Below are 24506 nucleotides of genomic sequence, written 5' to 3'. Positions count from 1 at the left end.
TTTGCCTGACGTCCTGATGCGTGTGGTTTCCGAATTACATGATGTCGCATATCTGATCGAACGTATCGAACCGCAGGTTCTCGAACTTGGCGGTGAAAAGATCCTGGAGTCTCCCGACAGTCTCAAGATCATGCAAGGCATTGATCTGGCTGTGCAGAAGGCCCGCGGCCTGGCAGAATTCATCGACACGATCACCGGCACGATTTCGGACGATTGGGTCGTGGATGTCTCTACGGCCCTTAGCCTGGTGAAGCTTGCCGAGATGCAGAAATCTCTGGGCGCAGGCTTCCGTCACGGCCATTCGCAGCCCCTCGATAAAGCCTCGGGCGACTTTGATCTCTTCTAGGGAACGAGGCGAATACTGCGGCTGATCGGATGACGGCTTTCGAAGCATAACAAGGTCTTCGGGCGCACCTGTTGTGTCTGACCGACCATCTGTGCTGCGCGATCTACACCAATTCCGCCAGTATCTTGCACTGCATATATGCTCGCGAAACTTGCCTGAACGAAACGCTCGCACAAGTTTCGACTTATATTAGTCTCACTAAGGCAAGAAGCCTTAAACCCTTCGTTAGACGGTGTGAGACAGAATGAATCTGTTAAATCAATTAGTTCAGGTCACTAAAAACCTGGCCGGGCTTGGCCAGGCACGACTGATGGCTCTAGCAGGTGTCGGCATTGTTTCAATCGCCCTCATCCTGGCCGGTGCCATCTATGTCAACAAGCCTGCATATGAAACGCTCTATGTCGGTCTGGAGAATGTCGACCTTAATCAGGTGAGCATGGCGCTCGCCGAGACGGGCATCAACTTCGAAGTCGGCACCGATGGAAAGAGCATCAGTGTGCCCGCAGGCATGACCGGAAAAGCCCGGTTGATGCTGGCCGAGCGTGGCCTGCCCAACAGCGCCAATGCCGGCTACGAGCTTTTCGACAATGTCGGTTCGCTTGGCCTCACATCGTTCATGCAGGAAGTGACCAGGGTTCGCGCTCTCGAAGGCGAAATCGCCCGCACGATTCAACAGATCACAGGTATTGCCGCCGCACGCGTTCACATCGTCATGCCGGATGTCGGCAATTTCCGCCGTGGCGAGCAGAAACCAACCGCATCCGTCATGATCCGCGCCAGTTCGACGACTGGCCGCAAGGCGACCGCCTCCATTCGGCATATGGTCGCCTCGGCGGTACCGGGTCTCGATGTTGAAGACGTCACAATTCTCGATTCCACCGGTCAGCTCCTGGCCTCCGGCGATGAATCCGGTGGCGCTGCCACACGTTCCCTTGGCGTCGTCCAGTCGGTTCAGCAGGAAATCGAATCCAACATCGACAAGGCGTTGGCACCATTCCTCGGCATGGACAACTTCCGGTCCTCGGTCACTGCGCAGCTCAATACCGATACGCAGCAGATTCAGGAAACCATCTACGACCCGGAATCCCGTGTCGAACGCTCCGTCCGCGTGACCAAGGAAGCGACAAAATCGGAGTCACGGCAGCAGGATACCGCTGCAACGGTCGAACAGAATATCCCGCAGGGCGCCCCCGAAGGTGGCTCCGGTGGTCCGGCCTCCTCTGACGAAGCCGACAAGAAGGAAGAGCAGACCAACTACGAAATCAACAGCAAGTCTGTCGCCACAGTCAAGAACGGCTACACGGTAGAAAAGATCTCTGTTGCCGTTGTCGTCAACAAGGGTCGTCTTGCCAAAATGGTTGGCGAACCCGCTGACCAGGCCAAAATCGACGCCTATCTTGCCGAGATGCAGACAATCGTTGCGTCTGCCGCCGGCATTGACGACAAGCGCGGCGATGTGGTCACCCTGACCGCCATGGACTTCCTCGAGAACCAGTTGCTCGAAGAATCCGCGACCGGTCCAGGTGTCATGGACATGCTGAGCCGCAACCTCGGTGGCATCATCAACTCGCTGGCCTTTGTTGCAGTCGCATTCCTGGTCGTCTGGATGGGGATCCGTCCGATGGTTCGCTCGGTGGGCGGCGGAAGCACAGCCAGCATTGCAGCCGGCTCGTCGGAAGAAGGCGCTGGTCTGGAACTCCCCGACTTCTCGCCGGCCATGGCGGGTGGCGACAGCGGCGGGCTCATGGAAGGCTTCGGCTCGGACTTCGGCTTCGACTCGACGGACGATATGCTCGATCTGGACGACGATCCCAATGGCGGCTTCAATCGCCGGGTCAAGGAAGGCCCCGAACGTCGCCTGTCGCGGATGGTGGAGCTCAGCGAAGAACGCGCAGCCAAGATCCTCCGCAAATGGGCCGTCGAAAGAGACAAGGCGGCCTGATCGAGGCCGCAACAATCATCGAAAACCGCGCTTTTCAAAGGCGCGGTTTTTTTGTTTGCGAAGGAATAATGACGGGTCACGCCATAAAATCGCCTTTGTGACCGTCACGGCCGATCGAGCACGGGTGAGACCTGCCGCGCTGACGCTCGTCAATGATTTCATTCGACAAATGTTACCCACGCTTTTTTCTGCTGGCGGGATTGAGCACGGTAACACCCTGAACAATAAGCGTATGGATAGGCTGGCAGGCATGGCATGTTATGCTTGCGGGCTTCTGTGCCCCGTACAGGTTGTAGCCTTTCTAATCATATGACGTAGAATGAACTGATTCGTGGCCCGCTTCGAACAATATAAGATACGCCTTTGGGACGGTGCGGCATCCTGAAGCGCAGTATTAAAAGTGGGTACTGCCGTTTCATCCCGGAGAGGGGGAAACAAGAATGGAAGTGGAGTTTTCGAGAGGTGGAGCGAATTCGAGGCGCACGGCTGTGCCCGGTTCGGAGACGCCGGTTCGGAACCTCACCCGCGAAGAATTGATTGATCGGTTGTCGGTTGTTGTGGGTGTTGCCCATATATCCGCAGCTCTTCAGATGCTGACTGACTATGTCGGTGCTTCGCTTTTCCTTCTGATCCGCCACGAACTCATCCAGGAACAGGGCCTGGGCTCTGTGGTTTCGTCCAACTGGCCATTTGACCTTGTGCGCCGCGTGGAAACGGAACTGGCCGAGCTTCACACGCGCTCGACCGAGCTGGAAAAATGCATTTCGGTTCTCCAGCCCAAATTTGCCTTGCTTCCCGATGATGTCGAGCCCCCCGAAAACGTGAACCGCCAATATTGCTCGATGATGTTCAATGTCGGCCGTTCGCGATATTCCTTCATGCAGCTTTTTCCCTCAGATCTTGTTCTCTCGCCTGAAAAACTGAGGGAAGTGGGACTTCTGGCGAGCTATTGTGTGAGCCTTTCCGAGTACAAGGCCGAGCGGAGCGACCGCGAGTTCGAACTGACCGAGCGCGAACTCGAATGCCTGTTCTGGATTGCCGAAGGCAAGACCAGCGATGAAATCGCGGTGATCCTCGGCATATCCAAAAACACCATCAATAATTACATCACCAGCGTTATGCGCAAGACAGCCACCAAAACGCGCTCCGAGGCGATTGCCTATGCCGTGCGCAATAATCTCGTCTAGGGAGCCGTCCATGAGCCTAACATCAGGACCGTCAGGCGGGGGTCGAAAAGTCGAGATCCAGGCCATGCAGTTGCGGCCTTCCAGCCGAGCCGACGTATTTTCGAAATTTCTCGCCGTTCAAAAAACCTTGAAGGCAAGGTCTTTTGCCGTCTTCAAGCTCACCGCCGGCGGCGCACCGGGAAAACGAAAGCTCGTGTGCGAGATGGACAATACCGATAGCGCCGGCACTGCAACACCGGCAGATGTCGCGCGAGCCTATGGCGACAACCTGCTGTCACATATCGAAATGTCGATGCTGCCTCTCACGTGGTATGCAGAAGACGGTGTGAATATCGTCGACACGGCGGACATGCGGCCTTTCGTGGTGCATTTGAAACCCAGGCTTCTGCCTATCTCCGGCATTGCTTTTCCGGTTCGCCTGGGCGCGATCGGCAATGGCTATGTCATGTTCATCAGCAACAGCGGACTGGATCTGTCGGGCGAAGCCATTCTTGAGGCTCATGGCCGTAGCTGCAAGCTGATGATGGATATGCTGGCGCTCGACGAGCGACGAGCCATACCGGCCGAAACGCTCAGCGACCGTGAGATCGCCTGTCTTCAACTGGCTGGCGATGGTCGCATCAGCGACGAAATCGCTGGAAAGCTCAGCCTGTCGGTGCACACCGTCAACGCCTATCTCGGTTCTGCAACCATCAAGCTTGATTCGGTCAACCGGATCCAGGCGATCGCCAAGGCGATTCGCCTTGGCTACATCAACTGACGGTCAATTCGCTTCATAACGACAAAAAAGCCCCGGCGCTTGACGCCGGAGCCAGTTATCGATGCAGTCCGCGATGCTGTCAGGCAGCGATATCGTTCGTCTTGACGAATCGTGCCTCTTGCAGGCTGCGCGCGAGATAAGCGGTGTTGGAATTCGGATCGCCCATGGGCGTCTGAAAGGCGATGTGGTTGATCTCCAGTCCGGCATGGTCCCTGGTCAGCGTCAGCTTGGCATAGACCGTAATATCCTTGGGCTTGATCTCGATTTCCAGCGTGACTTCAGGAGCCTCGCCCCATTCGAGCTTGTATTCCCCTCCCGCGCCAAAATTGACGGTGCCGGGATGGAAATAGAGCTCTGCTGCCGACGAAACGAGGTCCGCCAGGCTGCTATGGAATTCAAAGCGCAGCAGTGAAATAAGGTCTGCTGCATCTAACAGGCGGAGTTCGGAGGCCACCGGGCTGATCGCTTCCGCAACAATCTTTTCGCGCTGATCGGTATAAGGGCATTTTTTCATTTTATTATGGCAACCGTTGTTTTGGGGCCTGCGCGGCGTAAACACGATGCACGAGTTCCGCCACGGCCTTGTAAAATATCGACGGTATGACGCTATCAACCGAGACTTGCGCAAACATGGAGCGAGCCAGCGGTGGATCCTCAAAAATGGGGATGTCATGCTCCCGGGCGATCTCGCGAATGCGCAGCGCAATCAGGTCCTGACCCTTGGCAATCACCACCGGAGCATCTGATTCTTCGCGCACATAGCGCAATGCCACGGCAAAGTGGGTGGGGTTCGTAATGATCATGGTTGCCCGCGGCACGTTGTCGATCATGCGCCGGCGCGCACGATCTCGCGCAATGGAGCGCTGGCGGGACTTGACGATCGGGTCGCCCTGCGCCTGCTTGTATTCGTCCTTGATCTCCTGCTTGGTCATGCGCAGGTTCGAATACCAGTGGTGTCGGGTCCAGAACAGGTCGACTACCGCCAGCAAGGCTGTGGCCATCAGGATGATGACCAGCACTTCCTTGATGATCGCGGTAAACTTGACGAGAATCACCTGCGGATCGGAAAACATCGCGTCCAGTGTCGCAAAATACTGACCACGCATGAAAACCATGATGATCGCCGACACGATGATGATCTTGAACAGCGATTTGCCGAACTCGACGAAACCGTTCACACTGAAAATACGGCCCCAGCCCTTGATGAGCGAGATGCGGTTTCCCTGCGGACGTATCCTCTCCAGCACGAATTGCGGCATGTTCTGTGCCACCGAGGCTGTCACCCCTGCCAGAATGATCAACAGAAGTGCCGGTGCCAGAACGCCTGCCATTGCCCAGCCCAGATACACAAACAGCGATATGACATCCGAGGCCGTCTCTATCTTCCATTGATCGGGCTGCTCGAACAGGTCGCGCAGGATAGCGCCCAGATGGGCTGCACCGGATGGCAGGAAGAAGACGAAATAGACATAGATGGCGAGCACCGAGACAAAGATCGGCAGCTCGCGGGAGGCGGGAATGTTCCCTTTGTCCGCGGCGTCCCGAAGTTTTTTGTCTGTCGGGTCTTCTGTTTTGCTGTCTTTGTCTTCATCGTCAGACAAAGTCGGTATTCCTTAATCCCGGAGTAAGATGCAGCACGATGCCTCGGCGGCAGCGTCAGCGAAGGGAATCAGGCAGAGATCGCCGGATGGCTGAAAATAGCAACCCGGCCGACTGGGGGCAATCGGCCGGGTTCGTAAGCTTCGTTTATCAACACTATGCCTGAGATCAGGCGGCAGCGCCTTCGCCGCCCTCGGATCCTTCCGTCTCCTTGAGCAGGATCTGACCGGAACCGGCAAGCCGGATGGCTTCCTGGGCAACAGCGCGGCGGGCCAGCGCCACTTCGCGCGGATTGATACCGCCAGTTCCGCCACCGAGATCGGCTTCGATCATGCGGCGCTGGCGAGGGCTGATGGCCGACAACACACATTCCTTGATTTCGTTGGATGCACCGCGAAGCGCCATCGTCAGAATGTCTGCGGAAATGTCGTTGAGCAACATGACGCGGCTGCGCTGCGGCATGGCCAGAAGGTCTTCGAACAGGAAGATCTTCGGGCGAACCTTGTTGACCGATTCCTTGCTGATGGTCTCGAGAGAGTTGAGCAAGGTATCGACCTGCGGCTTGTCCAGCTCGTTCATGAGCTCGGCAACCTTGTTCGAGCCGGTCGAATTCTTCTCTGCTTCGATTTCGTTGATCAGGTCCTGAACGCGATTTTCGATGATCTGCGCAGCCTTGGGGCTGACATTCTTCAGGTTGACCGTACGGTTCATGATATCGGCCCGGCGGCTGTCGGGCAGCTTCATCAGCACCTTGGCACCGAAGGAAGAGGGCATCATGGAAAGAATATAGGCAACAGTCTGGGGATGTTCGCGCATCAGGAACTTGCCGATGAAGTCCGGATCGGCATCCTGCAGGCGGTCCCAGATGGATGCTTCGAAGGCCTGGAACGCGGTCCGCCGACCGAGAAGGCCATCGACCTCCTCAGGTGTCAGGCCTTCTTCGAGAATGCTCTCGATGGCCTTGGCGTTGTCCATGAGACCTGCACCTTCAGTGAACAGATCTTCGAATTCATTAACGAGTTCAGCCAGTTCATCCGGTGGGATGGTGCGAAGCGTTTGCGCAGACGCGATGATCGTCTGCAGCTCCGCCTGGGTGAAATATTTCAGCAGCTTCCCGGCGACGCCCTTACCCATGGCAAGCAGCACGGCGGCTGCTTTATCTGCTTGGGATAGGGGCTTTCCAGCGACCGCGCCGCCAAAATCGTCAAAGTCCATCATGGTCTTTCCCCTCTGGCCCTAATCGGGTCAGTGTACCTTAGTACTCATTACTTCGATCAGTTTCACCCCGAAACGGGTGTCGTCATTCTCCAGGACAGTGATTTCGCCACGGGCGATTCGCCGGCCATTCACCATGATTTCAACAGGTTCACCGATTCGTCTGTCGAGAGCGATAATCGCGCCTTCTTCGAGATTCATCAAGCCCGAGACCTGCATACGGCTGGATCCCAGCACGATCTGCACATCAATCGGGATGTCCATGATCAGATCCATATTGGCATTCAGCGCGCTGCCGGGTTCCGGCATGGCCGATGCCCCGCCGAACGCGTCTCCGCCGCCGAAGCTGTCGCCGCCGAAATCGCCCATTCCGCCGGCATCATCGCCGAGCGGAGTGTCTGCGAGATCTCCGCCGAAATCCCCTCCGCCGAAATCGGCATCAAAAGACGAAGTTTCACCTTCCGCCCCTGCCGCATCGCCGAAGTCGCCGCCGAACTGGGCGTCGAGATCGAAGCCGCCGTCTGGCAAGGTGCCGTCAGCGTCGCTTTGCAGCACACCGCGAAGATCACCAACCGCCTGGTCGATGTCGGCATCGCTGTTTGGCATCGCCAGATCGTCGTCTTCGGTCACTGATGTTTTTTTAGGTGCCATGACTTTACTATTCCCATTGAAACTTGCCTCAACCTGCCTTTCGGTTTTTCAACCGCCGTCGGGTCAACGCTATCCCATTAGATGTTTGAGCAATTCGTCTTCGGTTGAAATATTATCTTTCACCCGAACGGTGTAGTTTTCACCGGACCGGCCAAATTCGCATTTGTACATTTCCTTGCCGTTCGCGTTGACGTCGACGGTCACCTCGCCCTTGTCGTTAAAGGCAATGACGTCGCCGATCGCGAGCCTGGAAACGGTGCCAAGTGTCAGCGACTGCAGGCGAATGCGTGCCTCGAGCGTGACTTGCGACCGGCGGACCTGTTCGGAAAGATGCTCCGCCCATTGTTTCTGGTCCCGGTTCTGCTGGCTGGTCGATTTTGGAACCGTCACAACCGTTTTCAAAAGCGCCTTCTGCGGAACGATCAGCACGAATTCGGACGACACGGACCCAAGGTCGATGCCCATCTTGATCGCGGCGGCATAGGGATCGACCTGATCGTCGTCGAGCTTTGGCCGGTTGTCGGCATTGTGCGGCGCTTCCACAAGCGGCTCGAAGCCGCCCGCGGCGTTGATGCCCGAACGAAGCACGTTTCCGATCTTGTCGAACACCATCTTGGCAAGATCGAGTTCGATATCCGAAAGCGGACGCTCGATCGGCTCTTCGATTGTTTCCGGCAGAGCACCCAGAAGGTTTTCCATCAAGGTGATGACAAAGCCGTTCCCGCAGGCGAGTGTGAAGCTCGGGCACCAGTTGCGCAATGACGTGTCGGCAAAGCAGAAATTGTCGCCCAGGTCGCCGATCAGATCGCTCATCAGGCCGGTTTCGTGGCTGTTGTAATAGACCTCGACCGTCATGCCTGTTTCGCTGTGCATGATGTCGGGCAGGAATTCGGAATAAAGACGTCCAAAGTCGCTGCACAGCTTTTCGACCGTCTTCGCGTCGCCAAGGCCGCCGGTCAGGCGAGCAAGCAACGCCGGATCCATAGGCTGTGGCGCAGGGGTGCCGGTTTTTGTCTCGCTCATGATCATGCCGCCTTGTTGTCGCCGCCAGGATTCATCATTTCCTGTTCAACAGCGTCGATGGACGGACGCTCGTAGGAAGAAATGGTCTTGCGTCCATATTCCAGAGCCACCTGCGGGACAGAACCGTTCATATAGGCAAGCAGGGTCTGCTTGACGATGATGTAGAGACGATGCTGCTTCGTTCTGACGGTCTTGATCTGCGAAATGACCGGGTTGCAAAGGCAGTAGGACAGGAAGATGCCGAGCATGGTGCCCACGAGTGCCGCACCGATGAGGCCGCCCAGAACTTCGGGAGATTCGTTGATCTTGCTCATCGCCTTGATAACGCCGAGCACGGCAGCAACGATACCGATGGCGGGAAAGGAATCGCCCATCGCCGTCACGGCGTGATACGGCTTCATCTTGTCGTAGAGGATTGTGTTGATTTCTTCATCCATCAACGCTTCGATCTCGTGCGAGCGCGCATTGCCGATAATGATCAGGCGGACATAGTCGCAGATGAAGGCAGTCAGTTCGGTGTTCTTCAGGACTGAAGGAGCCGCCTGGAAGATGCTTGATTCCGCCGGATTGTCGATATGGGCTTCGATCTCGTTGCGCGACTTTGTCCTCAGGTCGCGCATCAGGGAATAAAGCGCGCCCAGCACGTCGAGATAATGACGCTCCTTCGGCACCGAATGCTTGAAGGCCTCGCCCATCGCCTTGCCGGTATCTTTAACGACCTTCATCGGGTTTGCCATGATGAAGCCGCCGACACCCGCACCGCCGATGATCAAGAGCTCGAATGGCTGAATGAGCGCATCAACGTGTCCGCCCATGGCCATGAAGCCGCCGAGAATACAGCCGACAGTGATCACAAATCCAATGATAATATTCATTTCAAGCCCGCATCTGAGTGGTTTTCAGTACAACCGATACGATGGCTTCCTTGCGTGAGGCTGTTGGTCGGGCTTCACGGTTTGTGAACCTACAAACAGCTTCGCGCAAGCCTTTTGCGGCATTTAGGGAGATAACAGAAGTCCGATGGACCCCTTAGAGGTATAGGACAGTGACGACGACATTTGTAAGCTATCAGCAGATCAGCCGTGATTTGGCCACGTCTCTCGAACGTGTGTCGAAGAAACCGGACGTTGCCCGTGAGACCGAATACTATAATTCGAAGATCGGCGACATCAAATCGGTCGATGATTTCATGGCTGATACGCGTCTCTATAACTATGCGCTCAAGGCCCATGGTCTTGAAGACATGTCCTATGCCAAAGCCTTTATCCGTAAGGTTCTGACGGAAGGTATCGACGACGACGATGCCTTCGCCAATCAGCTTTCAGATACGCGTTACAAGGAACTCGCCACCTCATTCAATTTCAAGGCATTCGATACGGCAGCAACATCTTTCGACCGGGCCCAGACAGAGGTCGTCGACAAGTATATGCGCCAGACCCTTGAAGAGGATGCCGGCAACGAAAACACCGGCGTTCGCCTTGCGCTCTATTTTGACCGTACCGCTTCCACCATCACAACGGCGATGGATATTCTCGCCGACGATGCCTTGGCGCAGGTGGTGCGCACTGCTCTTCAGCTTCCTGCGGAAGTTGCAAGCTCGAATATCGACAAGCAGGCAGCTTATCTGGATCGGGTTCTCGATATCGAGGATTTTCAGGATCCGGAAAAAGTCGGCAAGTTTCTCGAGCGCTTCACCGCCATGTGGGAGATCGAAAATCCCTCGGATAACTACGATCCCCTGGCAGTGTTCAGCTCGTCCTCCGGTTACGGCATTTCGCCGGACCTTCTTCTATCCCTCAATTCCTTGAAATTAGGAGGCAGTTAAAGTGCAATCTGGGTTATATGTCTCCCTGTCCTCGCAAATGGCGCTCGAAAAGCGCCTGACAACCATCGCCGACAACATGGCCAATGTGAACACGGTCGGTTTCCGTGGCACCGAGGTCAAGTTCAACGAGGTTCTCAGCAAGACCGAGAACGACATCAACGCCAAGATCGCGTTCGTGTCGCAGGGTAACGACTACCTGTCCACCAAGAATGGCGAGCTTCAGCAAACCAACAACACGCTGGATTTTGCCGTCAAGGGCGACGCCTATTTTGCGCTGGATACGCCCGCCGGCCAGGTTTTGACCCGTGACGGTCGCTTCACCATTCAAGATACAGGTGCACTCGTCTCCGTGCGCGGCTTTCCTGTCCTGGATGCCGGCGGAGCACCGATCCAGTTGAATCGCGCCGGTAGCCCGCCGGTCGTCGGCCTCGATGGCAAGATTATGCAGGACGACAAGCTCGTCGCCACTATGGGCCTTTTCCAGGCAGACATTTCCAACGGTTTCGTGCGTTACGAAAACAGCGGCATCAATACCTCTGATCAGCCTCAGCCTGTCGTCGACGATGACACTGTTGGCGTCATGCAGGGCTATATCGAACAATCGAACGTCAACGGCATCTATGAAATGACCCAGCTTATTCAGGTCAACCGCGCCTTCGAAAGCGTCAGCTCGTTGATGCGCGATAGCGAAAGCGGTCTGAGCGAAGCAATCAAGATCCTCGGCGGATCCGGCTGAAATTAGGAATTTAAGACCCCATGGAAGCCTCCAACGCTGATATCACGCTGTCGCGCAAACTGACCGGTCTCGTCAGCCTCGCCGAGCGATATGCAAGCCCCGATCGTTCCGTGGCCCATGGTGGCCATGTGCGCACCATTGCAGCCGGTCACTATACGGTGACGGGCATGTCCAGACATGTCCGGCTTGGCGAATTCGTCGCGCATCGAAGCGCCACCGGCATCCATCTGGGCGAAGTCGTTCGCGTCGAGCCCGACCTGGCTTACGTCTGCCCGATTGAACCGGGCGAGCCTATCGGAATCCACGACACTGTCATTCGCAAGGGCGCATTCCGCATCGCGCCGGATGAAAGCTGGTGTGGCCGCACCATCAATGCGCTGGCCGAGCCGATCGACGGCGGAGCCCCCCTTGTCCCCGGATCCGTGCGTCGCTCCATTTCCAACAGTGCGCCGCCATCCATGGCGAGACGACGGGTGGAGCAGGGACTGCGGACCGGGGTGCGCGCCATCGATATCTTCTCACCGCTTTGCCTCGGCCAGCGCTTGGGCGTTTTCGCCGGTTCCGGCGTCGGCAAGTCGACACTCCTGTCCATGCTGGCGAAAGCGGATGCCTTCGATCGCGTCGTGATTGCCCTGGTGGGCGAACGCGGGCGTGAAGTCCGAGAATTCATTGAAGACACTCTCGGCGAAAACATGGCCAAGGCGATTGCGGTCGTTGCGACCAGCGATGAAAGTCCGATGCTGCGTAAGATGGCGCCGCTGTCTGCAATGACGATTGCCGAGCATTTCCGCGACAAGGGCGAAAATGTCCTCTTCATCGTCGACAGCGTGACACGCTTTGCCCACGCCATCCGCGAAGTGGCAACGGCTGCCGGTGAGCCGCCGATCGCTCGCGGCTATCCGGCCTCCGTCTTTACCGAACTTCCACGACTTCTTGAACGGGCAGGCCCGGGCGAAGAAGGTAAGGGCACGATTACCGCTATCATCTCGATCCTGGTCGACGGCGATAATCACAACGATCCGATCGCCGATTCGACCCGCGGTATTCTCGACGGCCATATTGTGCTGGATCGCAGTCTTGCCGATGAGGGGCGTTACCCGCCCATCAATCCGCTCACCTCGATTTCCCGTATGGCACGCAAGGCCTGGACAGCCGAACAGGAGAAGCTGGTGTCGCGTCTCAAGACGCTGATTCATCGTTACGAGGAAACGCGCGATCTGCGTCTGATCGGTGGCTATCGCGCCGGCAGTGACCCTGATCTCGACATGGCGATCAAACAGGTCCCTGTCGTTTATGAAGTTTTGAAGCAGACACCGTCAGACCCGGCGGCGGTCGATGCCTATGCGGATCTGGCAACGGCGTTGAAAGCGGCCCTTGGCGTCGGACAGAATGGCCAGGCGGGCATGCCCGCCAGGGGAAGGGGATAAGTCGTGGATGATTTGAACGGGCAGGAGCAGGCAGCTCCGGCAAAGCGGAGCGGTCCGCAGTCGTCCGGCATGGCCGACAAGGTATTGGCAACTGTAGGCGTCGCGATGGCGGTCGCCGCCGCAATGTATCCCTGGTACGTCTTCTTCAATCAGGATAAATTTGGTGTTCGGCTGGCCGATTGGGGCAACACCCGCGACCTTCCAGAAGGGCCGGGACGCAGTGTTTTCAGTGTGTCTCCGCTCGCGATGATCGACAAGGACAATAAAGGCCCCAAGATTGTCACGGAGCAGCAGATCGATCAGCTCTCGACCGCCACAGTCTCCAAGCGCGGTGCCGCCGGCGATAGTGACCCTGAAGCCAAGCCAAGTCAGCCATTCCCGGGACGCAGCGGCTTTCAGCTTCTGCACGTCGCCAATGGTCGCGCCCTGATTGAGGACAACGGCGGCATGTACATGGTTCAGGTGGGCTCGATGCTGCCAGACAACAGCCGCGTTGCCACGCTGGAAATGCGCGACGGCAAATGGGTGATCATCACCTCCAACGGCGATATTTACGAGAACCGCTAGCGGGTAAGTCCCACGCAAGATTAGCACCATAGGATTTACTCACGGAATATGGAGAAGCCTATGGACCCCATTCAACTTTTCTCGCTTGCATCAAGGCAAGCCGAATGGCTGTCGATCCGGCAGGAAGTCGTTGCCGGCAATATCGCGAACGCCAATACCCCGAAGTTCAGGGCTCGGGATATCACGCCGTTCAGCGCGGTTCTGGACACCACCACCTCGGTTGCCATGGCACGCACCAATCCTGGCCATATCTCTGCCAACACCTTGAGCGACGAGATCGAGGTCAAGGACGCCGAACTCAACAATGAGATCGGCATCCAGGAATCGGGCAACACCGTTTCGATTGCAGAAGAACTCACCAAGACCGGCGAAATCAAGCGTCAGCATGAGCTGAACACGCAGCTGGTTACCTCTTTCCATCGCATGATGTTGATGACCGTAAAGAAGTAAGATCATGGATCCTTTATCTGCCTCTCTCAAAATCGCCGGCAGCGGCCTGGAAGCCCAGTCCACACGCCTGCGTCTCGTTTCGGAAAACATCGCCAACGCCCGTTCGACAGGCGATACACCTGGCGCCGAACCGTACCGTCGCAAGACGATCACCTTTGGCAACGTGCTCGACAAGACGAGCGGAGCCGAACTGGTCAACGTCAAGAAGCTCGGCAACGATATGACCGATTTCACGATGGAATACGAACCGGGCAATCCGGCCGCTGACGAAAAAGGCATGGTCATGATGCCCAACGTCAACATTTTGATCGAGATGGCGGACATGCGCGAAGCAAACCGCACCTATGAGGCCAATCTCCAGACCATCAAGCAGACGCGCGATCTGATTTCCGCGACCATTAATCTTCTGAAGGCATCTCAATGATTGAAACTGTCCAGAAACTCAGCGCACTGTCGCCACTGAATGGCATCAGCGCCGTCACCAGCGAAACCACGGAAGCAGCCGGCAAGGCTCTTACGCCTGGAATGCAGACCGGGATGAGTTTCTCCGATGCGGTTGGCAGCATGGCAACCGACGCTGTGAAAAACCTCAAGAATGCTGAATTCATGTCCTTCGAGGGCATCAAGGGCACCGCCAACACGCGTGAGGTCGTCGATGCCGTCATGCAGGCTGAGCAGTCGCTTCAGACTGCTCTGGCGCTGCGCGACAAGATCGTGAGCGCCTATCTCGAAATTACGAAAATGCAGATCTGACCTGAATAAACCGGTTCAAAGGACAAAGACATGAGAGCGCTTGCCATTGCGGCTACGGGCATGGATGCCCAGCAAACCAATCTCGAGGTGATTGCTAACAACATCGCCAACATCAACACGACCGGTTACAAGCGCTCCCGCGCAGAATTCACGGACTTGCTTTATCAAAGCGAACGCACCCAGGGCGTACCCAACCGTGCCAACCAGTCCATCGTTCCGGAGGGTGCCAATATCGGTCTTGGTGTGCAGACAGCTGCCGTCCGCAACATCCATACCCAGGGCGAACTTGTGCAGACCGGCAACGAGCTCGATATGGCGCTGATCGGGCGTGGCTGGTTCCAGATTGCCTCGCCGGATGGCAATACGCTTTACAGCCGCGCCGGTGCATTCAATACCAATGCCGACGGCCAGCTCGTCACCATCGACGGCAATGTCGTTACGCCGGAAATCACGGTACCCACCGACGCCAGCGAAGTGGTCGTCAGCCGTACCGGTGTCGTCTCCGCCCGTATCGGTAACGATGTCGACTATACCGAACTTGGCCAGCTCACCATTGCCAACTTCGTCAACGAAGCAGGTCTGAAACCCCTCGGCGACAACCTCTTCGCGCAGACGGCAGCGTCCGGCCAGCCAATCGTGGCGGCACCGGAAGATCCGGGCTTCGCCTACATCAAGCAGAATTATCTGGAAACATCCAACGTCGATTCCGTCAAGGAAATCACCGACCTTATCTCTGCGCAGCGCGCCTATGAGATGAACTCCAAGGTGATCCAGACGGCCGACGAGATGGCCCAGATCGTCAGTAAGAACCTGAAGTAAACCGCCGGAACGGAAAAAGGGGCAAACATGATGTTTCGCCAGAAGTGGAATGGTCCGACATTGATGCTGGTGGCGCTGGCTGCCGCATCATTGTTTCTCAACACGGGAGAATTGGCCGCCGCGGACGGCAAATACGCGGTTGTCCCCACCCGTATCATCTATCCCGGCGATGTCATCGACTCCAGCCTGCTCGACGAGGTGAAGGTGACGAACCCCAACCTCGCCGGCGGCTACGCCGAATCCATTGATCAGGTTGTCGGCTTCGTGACCAAACGGACCCTTCTGCCAGGCCGGACAATTCCAATGTCCAGCCTGCGGGAGGCCTTTGCAGTCAAACGCGGCGCCAATCTTCGACTGACATTCATGATTGGCAATATGACCATCTCGGCTGCCGGCTCGCCATTGCAGGACGCCCTGATCGGTGACGTCATCAAGGTACGCAACCTGGACAGCGGCATAATCGTCAGCGGAACGGTTATGGCCGATGGCACGGTACAGGTGATGGCGAAATGAGTATCTTGAAGTCTCTGACGGCCGTGATCACAGCTGTCGTCTTCGTGGCGGCTCCCTTGGGCCAGGCCTCGGCGGCATCGCGCGTCAAGGATATTGCATCATTGCAAGCCGGACGTGACAACCAGCTCATCGGCTATGGTCTGGTCGTCGGTCTCCAGGGCACGGGCGACAGCCTCAGGTCGTCGCCGTTTACCGAACAATCCATGCGCGCCATGCTGCAGAACCTGGGAATTTCCACCCAGGGCGGCCAGTCGAACGCCAAGAACGTGGCAGCCGTCATGGTTACGGCAAACCTGCCGCCCTTCGCCAGTCCCGGCAGCCGCATCGATGCCAATGTCAGCTCGCTTGGCGATTCTACCTCGCTTCGCGGGGGTACGCTCGTCATGACCTCGCTTTCGGGCGCGGATGGCCAGATCTACGCCGTTGGCCAGGGTTCGGTGATTGTCTCCGGCTTCAACGCCCAGGGCGCTGCCGCATCGGTCACCGAAGGTGTGACCACTGCCGGCCGTGTCCCCGGCGGCGCCATCGTCGAACGCGAGCTGCCGTCCCAGTTCAAGGATTCCATCAACCTTGTCCTGCAGCTCAGGAATCCGGATTTCACCACCGCAATCGGCGTTGCAGACACCATCAATGCTTATGCTGCGGCCAATTACGGTGCCCCCATCGCGGAAGCGCGCGATTCCCAGGAGGTCGTCGTCGCCAAGCCGCGCACCGCGGATCTGACCCGCCTGATGGCCGATATCGAAAACCTCGTCGTCGAGACCGATACGCCAGCCAAGGTCGTCATCAACGAGCGGACGGGAACCATTGTCATCGGCGCAGATGTGCGTGTGTCGCGTGTCGCCGTCAGCTACGGCACGCTGACTGTCCAGGTCAATGAAAGCCCGCAGGTCATTCAGCCGCAGCCTTTCTCGAAGGGCACGACCGAGATCCAGCAGCAGACCGATATCTATACCGAGAAGACGGGCGACAAGATCGCCATCGTTGATGGCCCGGATCTTCGCACCCTCGTCGCAGGACTGAACAATATCGGCGTCAAGCCCGACGGCATCATTGCCATCCTTCAAGGCATCAAGTCGGCCGGCGCCCTTCAAGCGGAGCTCGTACTGCAATGATGGCAGACATGAACAAGTCGTTCGCGAGGAAGGCAGCACGTCTTCTTCTTGTGCCGGCACTGATGTTCGTTCCCGGATGGATGGCTGTCGCGGCGGAGCCCTCCGCACTCGACACGGTAACCCAGGAAGAAATCGCCAAATTTTGCGGCGGCATTGCCGATTCCGCACGCGACCAGCGCTATCTCCTGCAGAAGCAGGAGCTGGAAAAGCTGCAGGCCGATATCGACGGACGCATTGTCGTTCTCGAGGATCGCCGCGCCGAGTACGAAGACTGGCTGAAGCGTCGTAACGATTTCCTGCGCCAGGCCGAAATCGGCCTCGTCGAAATCTATAAGAAGATGAAGCCGGATGCGGCAGCACCGGCCCTTGCCGAAATCAATGTTGAACTGGCGGCCTCGATCATCATGAAGTTGCCGCCACGCCAGTCAGCGCTTGTGCTCAGCGAGATGGAGCCGAAGAAGGCTGCCATGGTCTCGGCAATTATATCCAGCGCAGCTGACCCGAATACCTCGAAGGAACCCTCATGAACAAGCGCGCCCCGGCCTTGATGGCCATACTTCTCCTTGCGGGTTGCGAAAGCCAGACGCTGAAGGAAATCGGCAATGCGCCGTCCATGAGCCCGATCGGCAGCGGTCTGCGCTATAGCCAGACCCCGCAGATGGCGCTTTATCCGAAGCAGCCGCGGCAGGTCGCCAGCGGCTATTCGCTGTGGAATGACAGTCAGGCAGCCCTGTTCAAGGATTCACGCGCCATCAATGTCGGTGACATCATGACCGTGAATATCCAGATCAACGACAAGGCGACGTTCGATAACAAGACAGATCGTAGCCGCTCCAATACTCAGGGCATAGGTTGGGGTGTCGCAGCTGACCTGATCGGCAAGACCGATGGTGATCTGTCTTCGAATTCCGATACCTCGACGGCTGGCAAGGGCTCGATCGCGCGGTCTGAAAAGCTGACACTCTTGGTTGCTGCCGTCGTGACGGGCATTCTCGAAAACGGCAACCTGTTGATCAGCGGCTCGCAGGAAGTGCGCGTCAACCAGGAAATCCGAATTCTCAATGTCGCGGGTATCGTGCGTCCGCAGGATGTCGATGCCGACAACACGATTTCCTACGACCGCATTGCCGAGGCACGCATTTCCTATGGTGGCCGTGGCCGTCTGACGGAAGTCCAGAATCCGCCTGTCGGGCAGCAGGTCATCGACCTGTTCTCGCCGATCTGACCAGGGCTGCTGCGGCAACAGAGGTAACGAGTGATGGATGAAGAAGAAGCCGAGGCCGGGAAAAAGAAGAAGTCAGCGACGATAATGCTTGTCGCGGCCCTGGCGATCCTGACCGTCGTTGGCGGCGGCGGCGGCTGGGTCATCGGTTCCATGATCACACCGCAAATCAAGGCCGCCGATGAGGCCAAGAAGGCGCAAGAGGCCAAGGCGGGTGGTCACGAGGGCGGAAAGGAAGAGGAGGGGTTACCCCATATCTCGACCGAGGAGAGAGGCGTCTACCAGCTGGAGCCGATCACCACCAATCTCGCTTATCCATCCGAAAGCTGGGTTCGTCTGGAAGTGGCCCTTCTTTTCAAGGGCCCGCCGGATGTCGCCATGGCCGAAAGCATCCACCAGGATATCCTCGCCTATCTGCGCACTGTGTCGCTTCAGCAGGTCGAGGGGCCGCGCGGGTTTCAATATTTGAAGGATGACCTTGAAGAGCGTGTTGACCTTCGCTCTGAAGGGCGCGTATCGAAGGTGATGTTCAGGACCTTTGTGATCGAATGATTCGATTTCTATTCTTGCTCGCTGTCATGATGATGGCGCCGGAGCTTGCTCACGCACAGCAACTCCCGACAGATCTTTTCAGCGCGCCGATCGATGGCTCGGTCGCCGCGTGGATTATCCGTACATTCGGGCTGCTGACCGTCCTCTCGGTCGCGCCGGGCATCTTGATCATGGTGACGAGCTTTCCGCGCTTCGTTATCGCCTTTTCCATCCTGCGTTCCGGCATGGGTCTGGCAACCACCCCGTCCAACATGATCCTCACCAGCCTTGCCTTGTTCATGACATTCTATGTGATGGCACCGACGATGGATCTGGCGTGGAACCAGGGCGCCAAGCCGCTGCTGGACAATCAGATCACCGAAGGCGAGGCCGTACAGCGCATTGCAGAGCCATTCCGCACATTCATGCAAAACAACGTGCGCGACAAGGATCTGGCGCTGTTTGTCGATATTGCCAACGAACGCGGGCAGCCGACCATTACCGATGACAAGGTTGACTATCGTGTCCTCATCCCGGCCTTCATGCTGTCGGAAATCCGCCGCGGTTTCGAGATCGGCTTCCTGATCATATTGCCGTTCCTGGTCATCGACATGGTTGTCGCAACCATCACCATGGCCATGGGCATGATGATGCTGCCGCCCACCTCTATTTCACTGCCCTTCAAGGTTTTGTTTTTCGTGCTGATCGACGGCTGGAACCTGCTCGTCGGCAGCCTGGTTCGCTCATTTTCCTGAAAAACGCTGTTTTTTTAAAAAAGTTAATGGCTGATTCCGATCCGGGATCGGCCATTTTTGTTTTCAAAAACAGATAGCTACGCGATTCGTCGCTCCGAGCGAAAAAATCTGAAATAGGAAAAACTTTACCAAATCTCTTCAATGCAACTTAAGCTGTATGCTGTCTTTTAGGAGACAGAGGCGGAATTAATTTTACCTATTAATTGACATGACGTCGCCCCCCTCTGCCGGTCCTAAAATCCGGCATGTCCCTCTCTCGTATATTGTACCCAAGGGGACACTCCTATGACTAGCATTATGACCAACGCTGCCGCTTTGTCGGCACTCGACACTCTTCGTTCGATCAACAAGAGCATGAACGAAACGCAGAACCGCATTTCGTCTGGCTATCGCGTCGAGTCGGCTTCCGACAACGCTGCTTACTGGTCGATCGCCACCACCATGCGTTCCGACAACAAGGCCCTCTCGGCCGTTCAGGACGCGCTCGGCCTCGGCGCTGCCAAGACCGACACCGCTTACACCGGCATGGAAGCTGCCATTGACGTGGTCACCGAGATCAAGTCGAAGCTGGTTGCAGCCCGCGAACCCGGCGTTGACAAGACCAAGATCAACAAGGAACTGACCGAACTGAAGTCGCAGCTGAGCTCGATCTCTCAGTCCGCTTCCTTCAACGGCGAAAACTGGCTCTACAACGAGTCGACAACGGCTGTTGGCACCAAGGAAATGGTTGGCTCCTTCGTTCGCGACTCGAGCAGCAATGTTTCGATTGAAACACTGGAATTCGACGCCTCCACTTCGGTTCTGATCGATACCAACAATGCGACCCGGGGTCTTCTGACCAAGGCGTATACGGTCTCGGTTGACAATGGCACGACAACGCCGACGACAGCGACCTACTTCCTGGTCGATGCATCCTCCACAACCAGCGCAGCTGGTACGGAAGTCGAGCTGACAACCGCGACGACTGATGAAGAAGTTGAAGGCATGTTGAGCGCTGTTGACGCCATCCTCGAGGACATGACAGACGCCGCTGCAACGCTTGGTGCGACCAATAATCGTATCGACATGCAGAACGAGTTTGCCGCCGACCTTCGCGACGTGATTGACACCGGCGTAGGCCGCCTTGTCGATGCCGACATGAACGAGGAATCGACTCGTCTCAAGGCCCTGCAGACACAGCAGCAGCTCGGTATTCAGGCGCTGTCGATTGCCAACTCCAGCTCGGAAAATATCCTCCAGCTGTTCCGCTAAAATCTTTCCCGATCCGGGGAATTTTGAGAGCTCCGCTGCAAGGCGGGGCTCTTTTTCGTTGCGTCGCTTTCGTCATGCCAGTCAAATTTTTTCCTTTGGCTTTAGTCTTCATTAACCGCGACGGTGTTGAATGAAGTTGTTAAAGCGGCAGATTAATTGTTTGTAAATAATAGTTAATTGCATGAGGCGGACTGTCGCTCTCCGGTAATTTGAGGCCGGAATGTCCCTGTTATTTTTTTTGTCTTTAGGGGCTGTGTCTACAATGACAAGTATCGTAACCAACACTTCCGCAATTGCTGCACTCGACACTTTGCGTTCGATCAACAAGGGTCTGGACGAAACCCAGAGCCGCGTATCCTCCGGTTACCGCGTTGAAACGGCATCTGATAACGCCGCATACTGGTCGATCGCTACAACCATGCGGTCCGACAACAAGGCAATTTCCGCCGTTCAGGACGCCTTGGGCCTCGGCGCTGCCAAGGTCGATACCGCCTATACCGGTATGGAAGCTGCCATCGACGTCGTCACCGAGATCAAGGCCAAGCTCGTTGCCGCTCGCGAACCGGGCGTTGACAAGGAAAAGATCAACAAGGAACTGACCGAACTGAAGTCGCAGCTGAGCTCGATTTCGCAGTCGGCTTCGTTCTCCGGCGAGAACTGGCTCTACAACGAGTCCACAACGGCCGTTGGCACCAAGGAAATGGTTGGCTCCTTCGTTCGCGCTGCCGACTCAACGGTGTCCATCGAGACACTGGAATTCGACGCTTCGACTTCTGTCTTGATCGACACGGACGATGCAGGACTTGGTCTTCTGACCAAGGCTTATTCGGTCTCGGTTGACAATGGCACGACCACGCCAGCGACTGCGACCTACTTCCTGATCGATGCATCTTCCACAACTTCGGCAACTGGCTCGGAAGTCACGCTGACATCGGCCACGACCGACGCACAGGTTGAAGGCATGGTCAGCGCAGTCGACGCCATGCTCGAAGACATGACGGATGCCGCTGCAACGCTCGGTGCCACCAAGACGCGTATCGATATGCAGAACGAGTTTGCCGCCGACCTCAGCGATGTGATCGACACCGGCGTTGGCCGTCTGGTCGATGCCGACATGAACGAGGAATCGACCCGCCTCAAGGCTCTGCAGACACAGCAGCAGCTCGGTATTCAGGCTCTGTCGATCGCCAATTCCAGCTCCGAGAACATCCTCTCGCTGTTCCGCTAAGACCAGATCGTCCGATCTTCAAAGTCGAAAGGGCTCCGCCGAAAGGCGGGGCTTTTTTTGTTTGGTGATCATCCAAACTTTCTTCGGAAAATATATTTTAATTTGATCTATTTTAGGTGTCGTTAACTTTAGCGTGTTTAGATTGAAGGGTGAAGACGGCGGATTAATCATTTGTAAAAAATGACTAATTGCATGAAGCGCCCGACCGTCATCCGGAGGAAAATAACCCGGAATGTCCCTGTATCATTTCTGTCAATAAGGGGCAGTGTCTCAACATGACAAGCATCATTACCAACGTTGCAGCAATTGCAGCGCTCGATACCTTGCGCTCTATCAGCAAGGGCCTGAACGAAACTCAAAACCGCGTATCGTCCGGTTACCGCGTTGAAACGGCGTCGGACAATGCCGCATACTGGTCGATCGCCACCACCATGCGGTCCGACAACAAGGCCCTCTCGGCCGTTCAGGACGCTCTGGGCCTCGGCGCCGCCAAGGTCGATACCGCCTATACCGGTATGGAAGCCTCCATCGAGGTTGTCACCGAGATCAAGGCCAAGCTCGTTGCAGCCCGCGAACCGGGCGTGGACAAGACCAAGATCAACAAGGAACTGACGGAACTCAAGGCTCAGCTGAGCTCGATTTCGCAGTCGGCGTCTTTCTCCGGCGAAAACTGGCTCTACAACGAATCGACAACAGCCCTTGGCACCAAGGAAATGGTTGGCTCGTTCGTGCGCGCGTCAGACAGCACGGTTTCCATCGAAACGCTGGAATTCGATGCTGCGACTTCCGTCCTCATCGACACCGACGATGCAGGTCTTGGACTTCTGACCAAGGACTATGCCGTCAGCGTCGAGAACGGAACGACGACACCGACACCCTTGACCTACTTCCTGGTGGATGCCTCTTCAACGACCGCGGCATCGGGTACTGAAGTTTCATTGTCCGCTGCCACGACCGACGAACAGGTTGAAGGTATGGTCAGTGCAGTTGACGCCATGCTCGAAGACATGACGGATGCCGCTGCGACGCTTGGTGCCACCAAGCAGCGTATCGACATGCAGAATGAGTTTGCCGCCGACCTGATGGACGTGATCGACACCGGTGTGGGCCGTCTGGTCGATGCTGACATGAATGAGGAATCGACCCGCCTCAAGGCTCTGCAGACACAGCAGCAGCTCGGCATTCAGTCGCTGTCGATTGCCAATTCCAACTCCGAAAACATCCTTTCGCTCTTCCGTTAAGATCGAAAACCTGGATATCCAGGCACAGAAGAGGCCCCGCCGAAAGGCGGGGCCTTTTTCTTTTCAAAACTCTGCCGGAAACTGTCTCCGATTTAGGGTCTGTTAACCATAATAAGATTGAATGGAGATATCAAAACGACGGATTAACCAATTGTAAACAATGGTTAATTGCATGAGGCGCGCTGTCGTTTTCCGGTGACGTTTTTCCGGAATTTCCCCGATACATTTCTGTCATCAAAGGGCAGCATTTTCCATGACTAGCATCATTACCAACACTTCCGCCATCGCTGCGCTCGATACCCTGCGCTCTATCAACAAGGGTCTGGACGAAACCCAGAGCCGCGTATCCTCCGGTTACCGCGTTGAAACGGCATCTGATAACGCCGCATACTGGTCGATCGCTACAACCATGCGCTCCGACAACAAGGCAATTTCGGCAGTCAAGGACGCTCTGGGCCTCGGCGCGGCCAAGGTCGATACCGCCTATACCGGTATGGAAGCCGCTGTCGACGTCGTCACCGAGATCAAGGCCAAGCTCGTTGCCGCTCGCGAACCGGGCGTTGACAAGGAAAAGATCAACAAGGAATTGACCGAACTGAAGTCGCAGCTGAACTCGATTTCGCAGTCGGCTTCGTTCTCCGGCGAGAACTGGCTCTACAACGAGTCCACAACGGCCGTTGGCACCAAGGAAATGGTTGGCTCCTTCGTTCGCGCTGCCGACTCAACGGTGTCCATCGAGACATTGTCATTCGACGCCTCGACCTCTGTCTTGATCGACACGGACGATGCAGGACTTGGTCTTTTGACCAAGGCTTATACGGTCTCGGTTGACAATGGCACGACGACGCCAACGACTGCGACCTACTTCCTGATCGATGCATCCTCCACAACCTCGGCAACCGGCTCGGAAGTCACGCTGACATCGGCTACGACCGACGCACAGGTTGAAGGCATGGTCAGCGCAGTCGACGCCATGCTAGAAGACATGACGGATGCCGCTGCAACGCTCGGTGCCACCAAGACGCGCATCGAGATGCAGGATGAGTTCGCCGCCGACCTGATGGATGTGATCGATACCGGCGTTGGCCGACTGGTCGATGCCGACATGAACGAGGAATCGACCCGCCTCAAGGCTCTGCAGACACAGCAGCAGCTCGGTATTCAGGCTCTGTCGATTGCCAATTCCAACTCCGAGAACATCCTCTCGCTGTTCAAGTAAGACCAGATCGTCCGATCTTCAAAGTCGAAAGGGCTCCGCCGAAAGGCGGGGCCTTTTTCCATGGCATCCAGGTCCAGGCCAGCATCGTGCAATTTTTCGCCTATGCAAATTTGCGTTGCATTAATCCTCTC

Annotated in this window: 28 protein-coding genes; 22 read left to right on the top strand and 6 right to left on the bottom strand. The window is 56.5% G+C overall.

Annotated elements, in window-relative coordinates; translation table 11 throughout:
- Positions 1-16: 16 nt before the first annotated feature.
- From ACWPM9_RS17835 to visR, 4 genes are all read left to right on the top strand, one after another.
- Positions 17-346 (top strand): hypothetical protein, encoded by a 330-nt coding sequence (locus ACWPM9_RS17835; RefSeq protein WP_484757676.1) that lies wholly within the window; start codon positions 17-19, stop codon positions 344-346.
- A 244-nt stretch (positions 347-590) separates the two neighbouring features.
- Positions 591-2288, top strand: coding sequence for a flagellar basal-body MS-ring/collar protein FliF (gene fliF / locus ACWPM9_RS17830; RefSeq protein ID WP_428185981.1), 1698 nt, complete (start codon positions 591-593; stop codon positions 2286-2288).
- A 440-nt stretch (positions 2289-2728) separates the two neighbouring features.
- Positions 2729-3475, top strand: a complete 747-nt coding sequence (gene visN / locus ACWPM9_RS17825; RefSeq protein ID WP_428185980.1) for a transcriptional regulator VisN — start codon at positions 2729-2731, stop codon at positions 3473-3475.
- Positions 3476-3485: 10 nt separating this feature from the next.
- Entirely contained in the window at positions 3486-4235 is a 750-nt protein-coding gene (gene visR, locus ACWPM9_RS17820) for a transcriptional regulator VisR (protein ID WP_484756008.1), read from the top strand.
- A gap of 79 nt (positions 4236-4314) precedes the next feature.
- Here the strand turns inward: visR and ACWPM9_RS17815 are convergent, their stop codons facing one another.
- From ACWPM9_RS17815 to motA, 6 genes are all read right to left on the bottom strand, one after another.
- On the bottom strand, positions 4315-4749 hold the full coding sequence (locus ACWPM9_RS17815) for a hypothetical protein (RefSeq protein ID WP_428186488.1): 435 nt from the start codon (positions 4747-4749) through the stop codon (positions 4315-4317).
- 4 nt (positions 4750-4753) lie between these two features.
- The gene (flhB, locus tag ACWPM9_RS17810; RefSeq protein WP_428185978.1) at positions 4754-5836 is read right to left on the bottom strand and encodes a flagellar biosynthesis protein FlhB; all 1083 of its coding nucleotides are present in this window, start codon (positions 5834-5836) and stop codon (positions 4754-4756) included.
- A gap of 166 nt (positions 5837-6002) precedes the next feature.
- Complete coding sequence (gene fliG, locus ACWPM9_RS17805) at positions 6003-7052, bottom strand: flagellar motor switch protein FliG (RefSeq protein ID WP_428185977.1); 1050 nt, start codon at positions 7050-7052, stop codon at positions 6003-6005.
- 27 nt (positions 7053-7079) lie between these two features.
- Positions 7080-7700 (bottom strand): flagellar motor switch protein FliN, encoded by a 621-nt coding sequence (gene fliN / locus ACWPM9_RS17800; RefSeq protein ID WP_428185976.1) that lies wholly within the window; start codon positions 7698-7700, stop codon positions 7080-7082.
- 69 nt (positions 7701-7769) lie between these two features.
- On the bottom strand, positions 7770-8729 hold the full coding sequence (locus tag ACWPM9_RS17795) for a FliM/FliN family flagellar motor switch protein (protein ID WP_428185975.1): 960 nt from the start codon (positions 8727-8729) through the stop codon (positions 7770-7772).
- Positions 8726-9598: a flagellar motor stator protein MotA gene (motA, locus tag ACWPM9_RS17790; protein WP_428185974.1), complete on the bottom strand. Its 873-nt coding sequence runs from the start codon at positions 9596-9598 to the stop codon at positions 8726-8728. The genes ACWPM9_RS17795 and motA overlap by 4 nt, the downstream gene beginning before the upstream one ends.
- Positions 9599-9768: 170 nt before the next feature.
- Here motA and ACWPM9_RS17785 point away from each other — a divergent pair, with 170 nt between their 5' ends.
- The 18 genes from ACWPM9_RS17785 (at position 9769) to ACWPM9_RS17700 (ending at position 24375) form a co-directional block, all read left to right on the top strand.
- Positions 9769-10548 carry a DUF1217 domain-containing protein gene (locus ACWPM9_RS17785; RefSeq protein ID WP_428185973.1) on the top strand — a complete coding sequence of 260 codons (780 nt, stop codon included), beginning with the start codon at positions 9769-9771 and terminating at the stop codon, positions 10546-10548.
- A 1-nt stretch (position 10549) separates the two neighbouring features.
- Positions 10550-11284 (top strand): flagellar basal-body rod protein FlgF, encoded by a 735-nt coding sequence (gene flgF, locus ACWPM9_RS17780; RefSeq protein ID WP_484756007.1) that lies wholly within the window; start codon positions 10550-10552, stop codon positions 11282-11284.
- Positions 11285-11304: 20 nt separating this feature from the next.
- Positions 11305-12711 (top strand): flagellar protein export ATPase FliI, encoded by a 1407-nt coding sequence (fliI, locus tag ACWPM9_RS17775; RefSeq protein ID WP_428185971.1) that lies wholly within the window; start codon positions 11305-11307, stop codon positions 12709-12711.
- Positions 12712-12714: 3 nt separating this feature from the next.
- The gene (locus tag ACWPM9_RS17770; RefSeq protein ID WP_484756006.1) at positions 12715-13278 is read left to right on the top strand and encodes a flagellar protein; all 564 of its coding nucleotides are present in this window, start codon (positions 12715-12717) and stop codon (positions 13276-13278) included.
- Positions 13279-13338: 60 nt separating this feature from the next.
- Positions 13339-13728 (top strand): flagellar basal body rod protein FlgB, encoded by a 390-nt coding sequence (flgB, locus tag ACWPM9_RS17765; RefSeq protein WP_428185969.1) that lies wholly within the window; start codon positions 13339-13341, stop codon positions 13726-13728.
- 4 nt (positions 13729-13732) lie between these two features.
- Positions 13733-14152 (top strand): flagellar basal body rod protein FlgC, encoded by a 420-nt coding sequence (flgC, locus tag ACWPM9_RS17760; RefSeq protein ID WP_428185968.1) that lies wholly within the window; start codon positions 13733-13735, stop codon positions 14150-14152.
- The gene (gene fliE / locus ACWPM9_RS17755) at positions 14149-14481 is read left to right on the top strand and encodes a flagellar hook-basal body complex protein FliE (protein ID WP_428185967.1); all 333 of its coding nucleotides are present in this window, start codon (positions 14149-14151) and stop codon (positions 14479-14481) included. The genes flgC and fliE overlap by 4 nt, the downstream gene beginning before the upstream one ends.
- 30 nt (positions 14482-14511) lie before the next feature.
- Complete coding sequence (gene flgG / locus ACWPM9_RS17750) at positions 14512-15300, top strand: flagellar basal-body rod protein FlgG (RefSeq protein WP_428185966.1); 789 nt, start codon at positions 14512-14514, stop codon at positions 15298-15300.
- Between the two features lie 27 nt (positions 15301-15327).
- Positions 15328-15813 (top strand): flagellar basal body P-ring formation chaperone FlgA, encoded by a 486-nt coding sequence (flgA, locus tag ACWPM9_RS17745; protein WP_428185965.1) that lies wholly within the window; start codon positions 15328-15330, stop codon positions 15811-15813.
- Positions 15814-15818: 5 nt separating this feature from the next.
- Complete coding sequence (locus ACWPM9_RS17740; protein WP_484757675.1) at positions 15819-16928, top strand: flagellar basal body P-ring protein FlgI; 1110 nt, start codon at positions 15819-15821, stop codon at positions 16926-16928.
- A gap of 8 nt (positions 16929-16936) precedes the next feature.
- On the top strand, positions 16937-17455 hold the full coding sequence (locus tag ACWPM9_RS17735; RefSeq protein ID WP_484756005.1) for a MotE family protein: 519 nt from the start codon (positions 16937-16939) through the stop codon (positions 17453-17455).
- A complete protein-coding gene (gene flgH / locus ACWPM9_RS17730; protein WP_428185963.1) occupies positions 17452-18153 on the top strand; it encodes a flagellar basal body L-ring protein FlgH in 702 nt (233 codons plus the stop codon). The genes ACWPM9_RS17735 and flgH overlap by 4 nt, the downstream gene beginning before the upstream one ends.
- A 33-nt stretch (positions 18154-18186) precedes the next feature.
- On the top strand, positions 18187-18702 hold the full coding sequence (locus tag ACWPM9_RS17725) for a flagellar basal body-associated FliL family protein (protein ID WP_428185962.1): 516 nt from the start codon (positions 18187-18189) through the stop codon (positions 18700-18702).
- A complete protein-coding gene (gene fliP / locus ACWPM9_RS17720) occupies positions 18699-19436 on the top strand; it encodes a flagellar type III secretion system pore protein FliP (RefSeq protein WP_428185961.1) in 738 nt (245 codons plus the stop codon). Before ACWPM9_RS17725 ends, fliP begins: the two co-directional genes overlap by 4 nt.
- Positions 19437-19721: 285 nt before the next feature.
- Entirely contained in the window at positions 19722-20687 is a 966-nt protein-coding gene (locus tag ACWPM9_RS17715) for a flagellin N-terminal helical domain-containing protein (protein WP_428185960.1), read from the top strand.
- 262 nt (positions 20688-20949) lie between these two features.
- Entirely contained in the window at positions 20950-21915 is a 966-nt protein-coding gene (locus ACWPM9_RS17710; RefSeq protein WP_484756004.1) for a flagellin N-terminal helical domain-containing protein, read from the top strand.
- A 275-nt stretch (positions 21916-22190) separates the two neighbouring features.
- The gene (locus ACWPM9_RS17705) at positions 22191-23156 is read left to right on the top strand and encodes a flagellin N-terminal helical domain-containing protein (RefSeq protein WP_428185958.1); all 966 of its coding nucleotides are present in this window, start codon (positions 22191-22193) and stop codon (positions 23154-23156) included.
- A 253-nt stretch (positions 23157-23409) separates the two neighbouring features.
- Positions 23410-24375 carry a flagellin N-terminal helical domain-containing protein gene (locus tag ACWPM9_RS17700; RefSeq protein WP_428185957.1) on the top strand — a complete coding sequence of 322 codons (966 nt, stop codon included), beginning with the start codon at positions 23410-23412 and terminating at the stop codon, positions 24373-24375.
- Positions 24376-24506 lie beyond the last annotated feature (131 nt).

This window comes from Agrobacterium sp. H141 (assembly GCF_057158725.1).
Note: the sequence above shows the minus strand (reverse complement) of the source record. Positions and strands in the feature narration are given on the sequence as shown.

Excerpts from the sequence above, each read along its gene's own strand:
- ACWPM9_RS17835 (WP_484757676.1), top strand. The coding sequence starts at position 17 with ATGCGTGTGGTTTCCGAATTACATGATGTCGCATATCTGATCGAACGT.
- fliF (WP_428185981.1), top strand. The coding sequence starts at position 591 with ATGAATCTGTTAAATCAATTAGTTCAGGTCACTAAAAACCTGGCCGGG.
- visN (WP_428185980.1), top strand. The coding sequence starts at position 2,729 with ATGGAAGTGGAGTTTTCGAGAGGTGGAGCGAATTCGAGGCGCACGGCT.
- visR (WP_484756008.1), top strand. The coding sequence starts at position 3,486 with ATGAGCCTAACATCAGGACCGTCAGGCGGGGGTCGAAAAGTCGAGATC.
- ACWPM9_RS17815 (WP_428186488.1), bottom strand. The coding sequence starts at position 4,749 with ATGAAAAAATGCCCTTATACCGATCAGCGCGAAAAGATTGTTGCGGAA.
- fliG (WP_428185977.1), bottom strand. The coding sequence starts at position 7,052 with ATGATGGACTTTGACGATTTTGGCGGCGCGGTCGCTGGAAAGCCCCTA.
- fliN (WP_428185976.1), bottom strand. The coding sequence starts at position 7,700 with ATGGCACCTAAAAAAACATCAGTGACCGAAGACGACGATCTGGCGATG.
- ACWPM9_RS17795 (WP_428185975.1), bottom strand. The coding sequence starts at position 8,729 with ATGATCATGAGCGAGACAAAAACCGGCACCCCTGCGCCACAGCCTATG.
- motA (WP_428185974.1), bottom strand. The coding sequence starts at position 9,598 with ATGAATATTATCATTGGATTTGTGATCACTGTCGGCTGTATTCTCGGC.
- fliI (WP_428185971.1), top strand. The coding sequence starts at position 11,305 with ATGGAAGCCTCCAACGCTGATATCACGCTGTCGCGCAAACTGACCGGT.
- flgB (WP_428185969.1), top strand. The coding sequence starts at position 13,339 with ATGGACCCCATTCAACTTTTCTCGCTTGCATCAAGGCAAGCCGAATGG.
- flgC (WP_428185968.1), top strand. The coding sequence starts at position 13,733 with ATGGATCCTTTATCTGCCTCTCTCAAAATCGCCGGCAGCGGCCTGGAA.
- fliE (WP_428185967.1), top strand. The coding sequence starts at position 14,149 with ATGATTGAAACTGTCCAGAAACTCAGCGCACTGTCGCCACTGAATGGC.
- flgG (WP_428185966.1), top strand. The coding sequence starts at position 14,512 with ATGAGAGCGCTTGCCATTGCGGCTACGGGCATGGATGCCCAGCAAACC.
- flgA (WP_428185965.1), top strand. The coding sequence starts at position 15,328 with ATGATGTTTCGCCAGAAGTGGAATGGTCCGACATTGATGCTGGTGGCG.
- ACWPM9_RS17735 (WP_484756005.1), top strand. The coding sequence starts at position 16,937 with ATGAACAAGTCGTTCGCGAGGAAGGCAGCACGTCTTCTTCTTGTGCCG.
- flgH (WP_428185963.1), top strand. The coding sequence starts at position 17,452 with ATGAACAAGCGCGCCCCGGCCTTGATGGCCATACTTCTCCTTGCGGGT.
- ACWPM9_RS17725 (WP_428185962.1), top strand. The coding sequence starts at position 18,187 with ATGGATGAAGAAGAAGCCGAGGCCGGGAAAAAGAAGAAGTCAGCGACG.
- fliP (WP_428185961.1), top strand. The coding sequence starts at position 18,699 with ATGATTCGATTTCTATTCTTGCTCGCTGTCATGATGATGGCGCCGGAG.
- ACWPM9_RS17715 (WP_428185960.1), top strand. The coding sequence starts at position 19,722 with ATGACTAGCATTATGACCAACGCTGCCGCTTTGTCGGCACTCGACACT.
- ACWPM9_RS17710 (WP_484756004.1), top strand. The coding sequence starts at position 20,950 with ATGACAAGTATCGTAACCAACACTTCCGCAATTGCTGCACTCGACACT.
- ACWPM9_RS17705 (WP_428185958.1), top strand. The coding sequence starts at position 22,191 with ATGACAAGCATCATTACCAACGTTGCAGCAATTGCAGCGCTCGATACC.
- ACWPM9_RS17700 (WP_428185957.1), top strand. The coding sequence starts at position 23,410 with ATGACTAGCATCATTACCAACACTTCCGCCATCGCTGCGCTCGATACC.